This window comes from Riemerella columbipharyngis (assembly GCF_900101995.1).
Classification (GTDB): domain Bacteria; phylum Bacteroidota; class Bacteroidia; order Flavobacteriales; family Weeksellaceae; genus Riemerella; species Riemerella columbipharyngis.
This window is the reverse complement of sequence record NZ_FNAS01000014.1, coordinates 1-12961: the sequence shown is the minus strand read 5'-3', so window position 1 is coordinate 12961 and position 12961 is coordinate 1. Positions and strand designations below refer to the sequence as shown.

The 12961-nt window shown below is 39.1% G+C and carries 11 protein-coding genes and 1 tRNA gene; 4 read left to right on the top strand and 8 right to left on the bottom strand.

Going from position 1 to position 12961, the window contains the following annotated elements:
* Window positions 1–67: 67 nt before the first annotated feature.
* The 3 genes from BLS89_RS07745 (at window position 68) to BLS89_RS07735 (ending at window position 4059) form a co-directional block, all read left to right on the top strand.
* Window positions 68–2200 (top strand): S46 family peptidase, encoded by a 2133-nt coding sequence (locus BLS89_RS07745; protein WP_092737212.1) that lies wholly within the window; start codon window positions 68–70, stop codon window positions 2198–2200.
* Between the two features lie 70 nt (window positions 2201–2270).
* On the top strand, window positions 2271–3272 hold the full coding sequence (gene dusB, locus BLS89_RS07740; RefSeq protein ID WP_092737210.1) for a tRNA dihydrouridine synthase DusB: 1002 nt from the start codon (window positions 2271–2273) through the stop codon (window positions 3270–3272).
* A gap of 22 nt (window positions 3273–3294) precedes the next feature.
* Complete coding sequence (locus BLS89_RS07735; protein ID WP_092737301.1) at window positions 3295–4059, top strand: exodeoxyribonuclease III; 765 nt, start codon at window positions 3295–3297, stop codon at window positions 4057–4059.
* 63 nt (window positions 4060–4122) lie between these two features.
* Here the strand turns inward: BLS89_RS07735 and rimO are convergent, their stop codons facing one another.
* Window positions 4123–5427 (bottom strand): 30S ribosomal protein S12 methylthiotransferase RimO, encoded by a 1305-nt coding sequence (rimO, locus tag BLS89_RS07730; protein WP_092737208.1) that lies wholly within the window; start codon window positions 5425–5427, stop codon window positions 4123–4125.
* Between the two features lie 151 nt (window positions 5428–5578).
* Between rimO and uvrB the strand changes: the two genes are divergently transcribed.
* Window positions 5579–7576 (top strand): excinuclease ABC subunit UvrB, encoded by a 1998-nt coding sequence (gene uvrB, locus BLS89_RS07725; RefSeq protein WP_092737207.1) that lies wholly within the window; start codon window positions 5579–5581, stop codon window positions 7574–7576.
* Here the strand turns inward: uvrB and sufD are convergent.
* From sufD to BLS89_RS07690, 7 genes are all read right to left on the bottom strand, one after another.
* The gene (sufD, locus tag BLS89_RS07720; RefSeq protein ID WP_092737205.1) at window positions 7573–8880 is read right to left on the bottom strand and encodes a Fe-S cluster assembly protein SufD; all 1308 of its coding nucleotides are present in this window, start codon (window positions 8878–8880) and stop codon (window positions 7573–7575) included. The two genes, uvrB and sufD, sit on opposite strands and share 4 nt — an antisense overlap.
* 45 nt (window positions 8881–8925) lie before the next feature.
* On the bottom strand, window positions 8926–9672 hold the full coding sequence (sufC, locus tag BLS89_RS07715) for a Fe-S cluster assembly ATPase SufC (RefSeq protein ID WP_092737203.1): 747 nt from the start codon (window positions 9670–9672) through the stop codon (window positions 8926–8928).
* A gap of 15 nt (window positions 9673–9687) precedes the next feature.
* Window positions 9688–10155: a GlcG/HbpS family heme-binding protein gene (locus tag BLS89_RS07710; RefSeq protein ID WP_245688940.1), complete on the bottom strand. Its 468-nt coding sequence runs from the start codon at window positions 10153–10155 to the stop codon at window positions 9688–9690.
* Window positions 10156–10233: 78 nt separating this feature from the next.
* On the bottom strand, window positions 10234–10647 hold the full coding sequence (uraH, locus tag BLS89_RS07705) for a hydroxyisourate hydrolase (RefSeq protein WP_092737199.1): 414 nt from the start codon (window positions 10645–10647) through the stop codon (window positions 10234–10236).
* 86 nt (window positions 10648–10733) lie between these two features.
* On the bottom strand, window positions 10734–12182 hold the full coding sequence (gene sufB / locus BLS89_RS07700; RefSeq protein ID WP_092737197.1) for a Fe-S cluster assembly protein SufB: 1449 nt from the start codon (window positions 12180–12182) through the stop codon (window positions 10734–10736).
* Between the two features lie 33 nt (window positions 12183–12215).
* Window positions 12216–12545 carry a HesB/IscA family protein gene (locus tag BLS89_RS07695; protein ID WP_092737195.1) on the bottom strand — a complete coding sequence of 110 codons (330 nt, stop codon included), beginning with the start codon at window positions 12543–12545 and terminating at the stop codon, window positions 12216–12218.
* 160 nt (window positions 12546–12705) lie between these two features.
* Window positions 12706–12778 (bottom strand) — tRNA-Met (locus BLS89_RS07690).
* Window positions 12779–12961: the final 183 nt, after the last annotated feature.

The following is a 12961-nucleotide window of genomic DNA, read 5'->3' as shown; positions in this document are numbered from 1 at the left end:
AGTAAATTATTTTTTGCAAATTATTGATAAATGTTTATCTTAGCCCACAATTAAAATTATTGATTCAATGAAAAGATTATTTTTAGTGCTCACTTTCTTGCTGAGCTTCTTACAAATGAGAGCAGATGAAGGGATGTGGCTTCTGATGCTCATTAAAAGACTTAATGGCGTGGATATGCAAAAAGAAGGGCTGCACCTTACCCCTGAAGAAATTTATGCTGTAAACCACTCCAGCCTTAAAGATGCTATCGTGAGTTTCGGAGGATTTTGTACCGGAGAAATAGTATCGCCAGAGGGCTTAATTTTCACAAACCACCACTGTGGATATGGTGCCGTGGCAGCCGCATCTACACCGGAGAAAGATTACCTTACCAACGGTTTTTGGGCAAAAAATCACAGTGAAGAAATCCATTCCAAAGGTTTATATGTGAGATTTCTTGAGCGTATGGGAGATGCAACACAGCGTATCAATGCCAAACTCAACAACAATATGACTGCCGAACAAAGAGAAGCAGTGATACAACAAGAATACAAAGCCATAGAAAAAGAAAATTCCGATAATGGTAAATATACCGTTGTGGTAAAAGATTTTTTCAATGGTAATGAATTTTATTACTTTGTTTACAGAGACTATAAAGATATCCGCTTAGTAGGTGTGCCTCCTGCATCATTAGGAAAATACGGAGGAGACACAGACAACTGGGAGTGGCCAAGACATACAGCGGATTTCAGTATATTCCGAGTTTACGCCGATAAAAACGGAAATCCTGCCGAGTACAATGTAGGCAATATGCCTTTGGCTCCTAAACACTTCCTTCCTGTCTCCCTTAAAGGTGTTAAACCCGGAAATTTTGCTATGATATTGGGCTATCCGGGGAGAACCAACCGCTACCTTACCTCTTACGGCGTAGAGCAGCTCATTAAGAAAGATTATCCGGCTTGGGTAGATGCTTCTAAAGCTGCAATGGATGTGATGAAAAAATATATGGATCAAGATGATGCTACTCGTTTGGGCTACGCATCTCAGTATGCTTCTGTAGCAAACTATTGGAAAAACAGAGCTGGAACTATAGAGTCCATTATCAAGAACAAAACCGTAGAAGAGAAAGAAAATCAGCAGAAAGTATTCCAAAGATGGGCAAACAAACCCGCAAACAGAAAGGTATATGGAAATGTTTTAGCCGACATAAAAGCGTATTACCAAAATGTAGGTGATAGAAGTGTGGAAAGAAACTATTTCATCATTCTTTCAAGAAATGCGAAATACCTATATATGGCATATAGAATGGGGCAGACACTGATATCTTATTCAAAACAAGATAGTGAGAACCAGCAAAAGATGAAACCTCTTATCGAAAAATCGTTAGACCAATATTACGAGCATTTCAAACCTGAGGTAGAAAAAGATATGCTGGCGACATTGGTATCTCTCTATCAAACAAAAGTACCAAAATCGGTTCAGCTAAAAACCCTTGAAAACATAGATGCAAACCAGCTACCCCAAGCAGCAGACGCTTCTGTTTTTGCTAATAAAGAGAGTGTTTTGGCGTTCTTTAATCATCCGGATGCGACTATTGTAGAAAACGACCCTTTATATCAATTGATAGCAAATGTTGTAGAAGAGCAGAATGCAAAAGCAGATGCTACAGCACAGCAAAATGATGCCTTTGCTAAAAATACAAGATTGTTCCTTGATGGCTTCAGAAAGGTTTTTCCTAAAAAGAAATTTTATCCTGATGCCAACTCTACGATGAGACTTACTTACGGGCAAGTAACTACCCTGCCATTCCGTGAAGACCGAAACTATTTCGGTGTGAAAAACAACTATTATACAGATATGAAAGGGCTTATTGGCAAATACAAAAAAGGTGATCCCGAATTTGATTTACCACAGAGAGTCCTTGATCTCTATGCACAAAAAGACTTTGGCATCTATGCAGATAAAGCCGGATATATGCCTGTAAACTTCCTCTCCGATAATGATATCACAGGAGGAAACTCTGGTTCTCCAGTAATAGATGCTGATGGAAACCTCATTGGTCTTGCATTTGATGGTAATAGCGAAGCCCTTAGCGGTGACATTGTTTTTGATCCAAAAATCCAAAGAACCATCAACCTTGATATTCGTTACTTACTTTGGGTGGTAGATGTCTATGCCGGAGCTAAGAATATTGTAAACGAATTAAAATTAGTTCGATAGACTTAATCAAATCTAATGAAATCCCCAGTACTTCGCTGGGGATTTTTTATATAATATCTATCTTTGCAGAATGATAAAAATAGGTTCAATAGAATTACCCGAATTTCCTTTGCTTCTTGCACCAATGGAAGATGTCAGTGACCCACCTTTCAGGAGGCTCTGCAAAATGCATGGTGCAGATTTAATGTATTCGGAGTTTATCTCTTCCGAAGGACTGATAAGAGATGCCATTAAGTCTAAAAAAAAATTGGATATATTCGATTACGAAAGACCCATAGGGATACAAATCTTCGGAGGAGATGAAGAGGCTATGGCGATGTCCGCAAAGATAGTAGAAACCGTGGAGCCAGATTTGGTAGACATAAACTTCGGCTGCCCTGTGAAAAAAGTGGTTTCCAAAGGTGCCGGTGCCGGAGTACTAAAGGATATAGACCTAATGGTACGCCTTACCAAAGCTGTCGTAAAATCTACACACCTGCCTGTAACGGTAAAAACAAGATTGGGATGGGATTCTGAACACATCAATATTGACGAAGTCGCAGAACGGCTGCAAGATACAGGTATAAAAGCCCTTACTATACATGCAAGGACCCGTGCACAGATGTATAAAGGAGAAGCCGATTGGGAACATATCTCAAGAATAAAAAGCAACCCTAATATTGAAATCCCCGTTTTTGGAAACGGCGATATAGACTCACCGCAAAAGACTTTGAAATATAAGGAAAAGTATCTCTGTGACGGCATTATGATAGGGCGTGCCGCGATAGGCTACCCTTGGATTTTTAATGAAATAAAACATTTTTTCGAAACCGGAGAAATACTGCCACCGCCTACCATAAAAGATCGCCTGATGGCGGTGAAACAACACGCAGTATGGAGTGCCGAATGGAAAGGAGAACGACTGGGGCTTATAGAAATGAGGCAGCATTACGGCAACTATTTCCGAGGAATACCCCACTTCAAACCATTCCGAAAAAAGTTTTTGGAAATTTTAACATTAGACGAAATGGATCACCTTATCGCAGAAACTCAATCGTTTTACGATGATCTCACGCCAGAATCTTCTCTTTAATCATATAAATTATCCTAAAAAAATGAAAGTAATATCCTATAATGTAAATGGCATTCGAGCAGCATTTAAGAAAGATTTTTTAGAATGGCTGAAAACAGCTTCGCCGGATATTCTGTGTATCCAAGAAAGCAAAGCAGGAAAAGACCAAATAGATATCAAGGGATTTGAAGAAATAGGATACAAAACTTATTGGTATTCGGCAGAAAGAAAAGGATACAGCGGTGTAGGCATCGCTGCAAAAACAACTCCAAACCAAATCGTCTATGGCTGCGGCATACCGGAGTATGATAGTGAGGGGCGTATCATCAGAGCTGATTTTGAGGGATTTTCTGTAATATCGGTATATGTTCCTTCTGCATCTAATATAGAGCGGCTAGATTTCAAAATGCAGTTTTGCTATGACTTTTTAGACTATATCAAAAATCTAAAAAAAGAAATTCCAAACTTAATCATTTCCGGAGATTTCAATATTTGCCACGAAGCGATAGATATCCACGACCCCGTAAGACTGAAAGATGTTTCAGGATTTTTGCCGATGGAGAGAGAATGGATGACAAAGTTTATGCAAGAATGCGAACTTATGGACAGCTTTCGTTTCTTTAATCAAGAGCCGGACAACTACTCGTGGTGGAGCTATAGACAAAATTCCAGAGCACGAAACAAAGGCTGGCGATTAGACTATCATTTCGTATCCAATAGTATGCGTGAAAAACTTACTCGCGGCATCATTCTAAAAGAAGCTGTCCACTCCGACCACTGCCCTGTTTTAGTAGAATTTCAGATTTAGGTTATTAAAAAAAAGCACAAACTTAAATCAAATATTTATTTGAAATAAAATGCCTTTTGTGCATTAAGGTACTACTTCCCCATAGAGGTCAAATTCATCTGCAGAGGTGATTTTGATATTTGTAAACTTGCCTACGGGAATATAAGTTTCCTTTGCAGGGACGAGGACGGTGTTGTCGACATCAGGCGAGTCGTATTCTGTTCTGCCCACGAAGTAATTGCCTTCTTTTCTATCAAAAATACAGCGGAATGTCTTCCCAATTTTTTCTTGATTCTTCTCCCAAGAGATTTGGGATTGTAGTGCCATTATTTCTTCTACCCGTGCTTCTTTCACTTCCTGCGGCACATCATCTGCCAAATTATAGGCAAAGGTACTTTCCTCGTGCGAATAAGTAAAACAACCTAAGCGGTCAAAGCGTTGCTCTGCCACCCAATCTTTCAATTCCTGAAAACGCTCCTCTGTTTCTCCGGGGTAGCCTACTATCAGTGTTGTACGGATTGCCATATCTGGAACGGCTTTTCTGAATTTGGCTAAGAGAGCATTTGTTTTTTCGTGTGAAGTTCCTCGCTTCATAGATTTTAGCAAATCGCTATTGATATGCTGGAGTGGAATGTCTATGTAGTTGCAGACTTTTGGTTCTGTCTTTATAACCTCTAAAACATCTTCCGGAAACCCTGTAGGAAAGGCATAATGTAATCTAATCCACTCTATTCCTTCTACTTTTACGAGTTCTTTTAGAAGCTCTGCGAGGGCTCTTTTTTTGTAAATATCAAGTCCGTAATAGGTTAAATCTTGTGCAATGAGAATAAGTTCCTTGGTTCCGGATTTTGCTAATTTACGAGCTTCTTCCACGAGCTTCTTGATAGGCGTAGAAATGTGTTTGCCTCTCATTAGCGGAATAGCACAGAACGAACAAGGGCGGTCGCAGCCTTCGGAGATTTTCAGGTAAGCATAGTGCTTAGGCGTAGTCGTGAGGCGTTCGCCCACCAATTCGTGTTTATAGTCTGCTCCAAGATGTTTGAGCAAAATAGGCAAATCTCTTGTACCAAAGAATTGATCCACATCCGGAATTTCTTTTTCCAAATCTGGTTTGTACCGTTCGGATAGACAGCCTGTAACGAAAACTTTCTCTATTTCGCCTCTATTTTTAGCCTCTACACAGCTGAGAATGGTATTGATAGACTCTTCTTTGGCATTATCAATGAATCCGCAGGTGTTAATCACTACGATATCACCACGCTTTTCGTGTACTACTTGTTTGTCGTTGGCTTTTAGCTGTCCCATTAGTACTTCGGAGTCGTAGATATTTTTAGAGCATCCTAATGTGATGATATTGATTTTCTTTTTCCCTACAGATTTGGTTCTCATTGATTTTATCTCTTTTTTTTTGAGGTGCAAAGGTAAAAAAAAATACTATACTTAGTGGCTTGCTAATATTTATAAACATTCTAATTATCAAAATGTTTGTCTTTGGCAATGTCTATCATTCAACCATAAAAAAAACGGTTATCTTTGTATTATGAAATTTAAGCTTCATTCGGAATATCAGCCAACAGGCGATCAGCCAACAGCCATAGAAAAACTTAGTAAAGCCATCTTGGACGGGGATAAATACCAAACCCTATTAGGGGTAACCGGTTCGGGGAAAACCTTTACTATCGCTAATGTGGTACAGGAGATACAACGCCCAACGATTGTTTTGGCTCACAATAAGACTTTGGCGGCACAGCTTTTTATGGAGTTCAAAGAATTTTTTCCCGATAATGCGGTGGAATACTTTGTTTCTTATTACGATTACTATCAGCCGGAGGCATATATTGCTTCCACAGGGACTTATATAGAGAAAGATCTCAGTATAAACGAAGAGGTGGAAAAACTGCGGCTTTCTGCCACGGCGAGTCTGTTGTCGGGGCGGCGAGATGTTTTAATCGTTTCGTCTGTGTCTTGTATCTATGGTATAGGGAACCCTACAGAGTTCAATAAATCTTTAATAGAGATAGATAAAGAGGTAAGCATTACCCGAACGGAGCTTTTGCATAAATTGGTTAGTGCCCTGTATTCAAGAGCATTGAATGAGTTTGGGAGAGGCTCTTTCCGTGTGAAAGGAGATGTGATAGATATTTTCCCCGCTTATGCGGATAATGCAATACGCGTGCAGTTTTTTGGGAATAAGATAGAACAAATTCATAGTTTTGACCCCGTGACGGGCAGTCTGATGTCGGATTTTGACAAGATAAATATCTACCCAGCCAATCTTTTCGTAACTTCCAAAGAAACGCTTCACAAAGCTGTCAGAAGTATTCAAGATGATATGATGGCGCAAGTTTCTTTCTTCCAAGAAATAGGAAAGCCATTGGAAGCCAAGCGGCTGCAAGAGCGTACCGAATTGGACTTGGAGATGATAAAAGAATTGGGCTATTGTTCGGGAATAGAGAACTATTCCAGATATATGGATGGGCGTCTGCCGGGGACGCGTCCGTTTTGTTTGTTGGATTATTTCCCCAAGGATTATCTAATGGTAATTGATGAAAGCCATGTTACTATTCCTCAGGTTCACGCGATGTACGGGGGAGACCGTAGTAGAAAGGAGGTGCTTGTGGAATATGGTTTCCGCCTTCCGGCAGCATTAGACAACAGACCTCTGAAGTTTGATGAGTTCGAGGCAATGCAAAATCAAGTCATCTATGTTTCGGCGACACCGGCGGACTACGAGCTTGAGAAAACAGAAGGGGAATATGTGGAGCAAATTATCAGACCTACGGGGCTTTTGGACCCGATTATAGAGGTGCGCCCTACGCTTAACCAAATCGATGATTTGATAGAGGAAATACAAAAGTGCGCAGAGGAAGATGAGCGGGTATTAGTAACGACTTTAACGAAAAAAATGGCGGAGGAACTGACCAAATATTTTGAAAAAGTTGGGATAAGAACGAGGTATATCCATTCAGATGTGGAGACATTGGAGCGGATTCAGATTATACAAGATTTAAGAGCCGGGCTATTCGATGTTTTGGTAGGGGTGAACTTATTGAGGGAGGGCTTGGATTTGCCGGAGGTTTCCTTAGTGGCAATTTTAGATGCCGATAAAGAGGGGATGCTACGTTCCCGTCGTTCTATGATTCAGACCGTGGGGCGTGCCGCAAGAAATATAAATGGAAAGGCAATAATGTATGCAGACAAGATGACAAAATCTATGCAGGCGACAATAGATGAAACCAACTACCGCCGTGAGAAACAAATCAAATACAACAAAGACCACAATCTTACCCCAAAAGCGCTTAACAAAAAAATCTCGGAAGCCTTAGTGGGCAGAACTCACGATTTCCCAGATGATAAATACACTCAGAAAGAAATCATAAGGCAAGTGGCTGAAGATAAAGCCCAATACTCTTCTGAGGAGTTGGAAAGCCTTATTGCAGAAAAACAAAAAGCAATGGAAGCGGCAGCTAAGAATTTGGATTTTATCCGTGCCGCTAAATTTCGAGATGAAATTGCTGCTCTGAAATCACAAAGCTAAAACTCAATATCTACCTCTAATTTCTCTGCGAGGAGTTTGGATATTTTTAGTTTTAGAGGCTCTATATCTATGTTTTGCATAGCATCATTTGCGAATGCATAGAGTAGGAGGGCTTGTGCTTCTTTTTTGGAAATACCCCTCGCTCTCAGATAGAAAAGAGATTCCTCGTTCAGTTGTCCTACGGTACATCCGTGAGAGCATTTTACATCATCAGCAAAGATTTCCAGCTGAGGTTTGGAGTCTATTGTAGCTCCTTCATTCAAGAGGATATTGTTGTTTTGCTGATAAGCATTGGTTTTTTGGGCAATTTTATCCACGAATACTTTACCATTGAAAACACCGTGTGCTTTGTCATTAAAAATACCTTTGTAGTTTTGATAGCTTTCGCAGTTAGGGTAGTTGTGGTGAACAGCCGTGTGGTGATCTACCAATTGTTCTTTACCTATAATGGTAATGCCGTTCATAAAGGAATTGATATTCTCGCCGAGGTGGATAAAGTCAAGGTTGTTTCTTACCAATTTTCCTCCGAAAGAGAAAGTATTTACCGTTGCCCTGCTGTCTCTTTCTTGGCTTGCAAAAGTATGGTCTACGAGGTAGGAAGTATCATTATCGGATTGTAGTTTGTGCCAGTCTGCTTTAGCGTTAGACTGAACAAAAATTTCCGTAACGGTGTTGGTAAATACGAAATGATTATCAAAATTATGATGACTCTCTATCACTTCTATTTCGGATTCTTCCTCTGCTATCAATAGATTGCGGATATTGTAAAAAGTATTTTCTTCTTGATTTTGAGAGAGATAAAACAGGTGTATAGGTTTTTCTACGATGGTGCCTTTGGGAACAAAAATGAAACATCCTGCTTTGAAATAAGCCAAGTTAAGCGAAGTAATAACATTATCTTTGGCAGAAAGTTTATTGAAGTGATTTTCGATGGCAGTCTTATATTCGTTATTTCCCAAAGCCTCTTCTATTGGAATTACGGTTACATTCTTGGTAGAAATGTGAGAGAACTCTTTACGTATAGAACCATTGATAAACACGACATAATCAAAATTATCTTCTCCAAAGTGAAGTGCATCCAGCTGAGCTTGATCTATGTGATGCTCGGGTTTAGGGAAAAACCGATAATCCTTTTCTATAATTTCTTTTAGATTGGTGTACTTGTATTCCTCGTCTTTTTTGGTAGGAAAACCTTTTGTTTCAAATACAGACAATGCCTGTACTCTTGCTTTGTCAAAAGCGTGATTACTAAGGGTTTCTAAAAAATGATTGTGATTATGTATAATTTGTTCTTGTAAAGACATAATTCCTTTTTTATTCGTTTGTGTTCGGATAATATTTTTATGGGATTAGTGCTTGATTAGCCAGTCGTAGCCTTTTTCTTCAAGTTCTAAGGCTAAAGTTTTGTCCCCTGTTTTGATGATTTTCCCGTCTGCTAATACATGCACAAAATCAGGCTGAATATAGTTCAGTAGTCTTTGGTAGTGGGTGATTAGGAGTACTGCATTATTCTCATTCTTGAAATGATTTACCCCTTCTGCTACTATTCTTAGAGCATCGATATCCAGTCCGGAATCGGTTTCGTCGAGAATGGCCAATTTAGGGTTGAGCATCATCATTTGAAAAATTTCGTTTCTTTTCTTTTCACCTCCGGAGAAGCCTTCGTTGAGAGAACGCGCCAGAAAATCTTTTTTAATGCCGAGTAATTCGGATTTTTCTCTGATTAAAGCCAGCATTTCCTTAGCCGGCATTTCTGCCAATCCGTTTGCTTTTCTATTTTCATTGATGGCGGCTTTTATGAAATTGGTTACCGATACTCCAGGTATTTCCACAGGATATTGAAAAGATAAGAAAATGCCTTTGTGGGCTCTCTCTTCGGGAGCATCTTCTGCGATATTTTCACCATCAAATAGGATTTTGCCATTGGTTACTTCATAGTCTTCTTTTCCGGCAATTACAGAGGAAAGCGTAGATTTCCCGGCACCGTTTGGACCCATTATAGCGTGTATTTCTCCGGGCTTTATTTCTAAATCGATGCCTTTTAGTATTTCGGCACCGTTTTCTATTTTAGTGTGTAAATTTTTTATTTCTAACATTTTCTATGTTGTTTTTTATTTTTTATGAATACTGAATCCTAAATTTTCTATGGCTTTTTGAGCTATATAATTGTCATTTTCCCCTCCTCCGGCTCCGGATATACCGACACTTCCCACCAGCATATCTCCTTTCCAAACAGGAACACCACCTCCTAAAAGTAAAAGCTCGGGCAGTGTATTTAGATTTCTTGCTGTAGGATTGTTTGCCGCTTTCTGCATTAGTTCAAAACTAGGGGTTTTGGTAGATAGAGAAGTGTATGCTTTTCGTCTCGAAGCCTCTGTGTTATGTGGTCCTACATTATCTCCTTTCAGTAAAAGTAGGACAACTCCCGAATGGTTTAGAACAGCTATGGAAACGGTTTTATTCATTTTTTCGGCTTCTAAATTGGCTTGCCTAGCAATCTCTAAGGCTCCTTTTTGATTAAGGCTGTATATGCTTGATGTATATTGAGCAAAAGATGCCTGCAAAGAGAAAAAGCTCATTAAAACTAAAAGATAATATTTCATTTTATTTGTAAATTAAAAATCAATTCGAAGAAGGAAATTCTATTTTAATAAAAATTAGCTACCTCTATAAGTGGAATATCCAAAAGGACTTAGGGTAATTGGTACATGGTAGTGATTTTTCCCTTTGATTTGGAAAACAACTTCTACGAAAGGATAAAAACTTTCTTCTCCCAATTTTTTGAAGTAAGGAGCGGTGTAGAAAGTTAGTTTATAAATTCCTTGATTATCAGAATTGTTGTCTTGTTTTAAGAAGTTCTTTACCCGTCCGTTTTCGTCGGTAAATTTCTCATCTACGAAGACCCACTGCCCATTTGCATCTTTTTTAGAAAGCCCTATTTTTACATGTGCGACAGGCATTCCTTTATTGATGTCTAATATATGGCTAGACAGCTGATATTTTGCTTCTTGAGCAGATGAAAGACTTGCTAAAAATAGCATTACTAATGATAAAAAAAATGTTTTTTTCATAAAATTAAATATAATATATGGTTTATTGAGGTTAAATAAGTATGTTTTTCATTAAACTGTTTTAATATTTTCAAAGCTAAATCAACTTATCCCACGCTTCCTTCTAAGCTGATTTCTAATAATTTTTGAGCTTCTATGGCAAATTCCATAGGAAGTTTATTGAGGACTTCTTTGCTAAAACCATTTACGATTAGAGCGATGGCTTTCTCCGTATCCAGTCCTCTTTGGTTGCAATAAAAGATTTGGTCCTCCCCAATTTTAGAGGTTGTAGCCTCGTGCTCCAATTGTGCCGAAGGATCTTTTATTTCAATATAAGGGAATGTATGTGCACCACATTCGTTACCCATCAGTAGGGAATCGCATTGGGAGAAGTTTCTTGCTCCCTTGGCAGAAGGCATCACTTTTACCAGACCTCTGTACGAGTTGTTGGATTTTCCCGCAGAAATACCTTTTGAGATGATAGTGGATTTAGTATTTCTTCCGATATGAATCATTTTTGTTCCGGTGTCTGCCCATTGGTGCATATTGGTAACGGCTATGGAGTAGAATTCTCCCACAGAGTTGTCTCCTTTAAGAATACAAGAGGGGTATTTCCATGTCACGGCAGAGCCTGTTTCCACTTGGGTCCAAGATATTTTGGCATTTTTTTCGCAAAGTCCCCTCTTCGTTACAAAGTTATAGACTCCGCCTTTCCCTTCCTCATCTCCCGGATACCAGTTTTGTACGGTAGAGTATTTTATCTCTGCATTGTCCATTGCAATTAGTTCTACTACGGCAGCGTGCAGCTGGTTCTCGTCCCGCGATGGTGCTGTACAACCTTCAAGGTAAGAAACATAGCTCCCCTCGTCTGCTATCACTAAAGTACGCTCGAACTGACCGGTACCGGCTTGATTGATACGGAAATAGGTAGAAAGTTCCATAGGACATTTCACGCCTTTGGGAATATAGCAAAAAGATCCGTCCGAAAAAACAGCAGAGTTCAGAGCAGCGTAGAAGTTATCGCCCCTTGGCACTACCTTTCCCAGATATTTTTTGACAAGTTCTGGGTGATTTTTAATTGCTTCCGAGATAGAACAAAAGATGATGCCTTTTTCTTTTAAAGTCTCTTGAAAGGTCGTCTTTACAGACACAGAATCCATTACCACATCTACAGCGACGCCGGTAAGTCTTTTTTGTTCATCAAGAGAGATACCCAGTTTTTCAAAAGTTTTCAAAAGCTCGGGATCTACCTCGTCCAGACTATTTAATTCCGGTTTTTTCTTCGGAGCAGAATAATATCTTATCGCCTGAAAATCGGGTTTTTCATATTTAATATTTGCCCAGTCCGGTTCTTCCATTTTCTGCCAAACCTTGAAGGACTCCAGTCTCCAGTCCAGCATCCAATCTGGCTCTCCTTTCCTTTCGGAAATCGCCCTAATGATATCTTCGTTTAGTCCTATGGGGAAATCCTCGTATTCTATATCGGTGTAGAAACCGGCTTCATATTCTTTATTTTTGAGATCTTCCCTTAGATCGTCTTCTGTATATTTACTCATAAGTTTTTGTAAAAGATTTAATTAATAAAAATTCTATAGCGAAAAGCTTTCTCCGCATCCACAAGTTCTTGCGGCGTTAGGGTTGTTGAAAATAAATCCTTTCCCATTAAGTCCTCCGGAATAATCTAATGTGGTTCCGGCAAGATAAAGAATAGATTTTTTGTCAACTACGATTTTTATGCCGTTGTCTTCAAATACTTGGTCGGTATCGGTTGTTTGATTGTCAAATTTCAAAACATATTCCAAACCCGAGCAACCTCCGCTTTTTACGCCTACGCGTATAAAGTCTTTAGTGGCATCGAAACCATCTTCTGCCATTAGTTGTATGGCTTTTTCTTTAGCTTTGTCCGAAACTTTTATCATTATATTTTCTTAGAAATTCTTAACGAATGCAAAAGTACAAACTATTTTAAGTATGCACAAACTACAATCTCTATTAAGGTAATAGAAATAATAAATTGTTTTTTTTAAGTTTACAATACAAATAAAAAAGGTTACCTTGTATAAGATAACCTTTGCTTAGTAGCGGGGACACGACTCGAACGTGCGACCTCCGGGTTATGAGCCCGACGAGCTACCTACTGCTCTACCCCGCGATATTATGGTGCGAAGGTACAACTTTTTTTTTAATCTCCAAAAATATTGTGAAGTTTTTTCTTCAGAGGTCCCTTCAATCATCAAATACGACGCATTGATAAAATCGGTCTTTCGGAGTTCTAAAATTTAAGTTTTCCCTTGGTCTTCGATTATTTCTTTGATATATTCATCATCAAGAGTAC

Excerpts from the sequence above, each read along its gene's own strand:
- BLS89_RS07735 (WP_092737301.1), top strand. The coding sequence starts at position 3,295 with ATGAAAGTAATATCCTATAATGTAAATGGCATTCGAGCAGCATTTAAG.
- rimO (WP_092737208.1), bottom strand. The coding sequence starts at position 5,427 with ATGAGAACCAAATCTGTAGGGAAAAAGAAAATCAATATCATCACATTA.
- sufC (WP_092737203.1), bottom strand. The coding sequence starts at position 9,672 with ATGTTAGAAATAAAAAATTTACACACTAAAATAGAAAACGGTGCCGAA.
- uvrB (WP_092737207.1), top strand. The coding sequence starts at position 5,579 with ATGAAATTTAAGCTTCATTCGGAATATCAGCCAACAGGCGATCAGCCA.
- uraH (WP_092737199.1), bottom strand. The coding sequence starts at position 10,647 with ATGAAAAAAACATTTTTTTTATCATTAGTAATGCTATTTTTAGCAAGT.
- sufB (WP_092737197.1), bottom strand. The coding sequence starts at position 12,182 with ATGAGTAAATATACAGAAGACGATCTAAGGGAAGATCTCAAAAATAAA.
- BLS89_RS07710 (WP_245688940.1), bottom strand. The coding sequence starts at position 10,155 with ATGAGCTTTTTCTCTTTGCAGGCATCTTTTGCTCAATATACATCAAGC.
- BLS89_RS07745 (WP_092737212.1), top strand. The coding sequence starts at position 68 with ATGAAAAGATTATTTTTAGTGCTCACTTTCTTGCTGAGCTTCTTACAA.
- BLS89_RS07695 (WP_092737195.1), bottom strand. The coding sequence starts at position 12,545 with ATGATAAAAGTTTCGGACAAAGCTAAAGAAAAAGCCATACAACTAATG.
- sufD (WP_092737205.1), bottom strand. The coding sequence starts at position 8,880 with ATGTCTTTACAAGAACAAATTATACATAATCACAATCATTTTTTAGAA.
- dusB (WP_092737210.1), top strand. The coding sequence starts at position 2,271 with ATGATAAAAATAGGTTCAATAGAATTACCCGAATTTCCTTTGCTTCTT.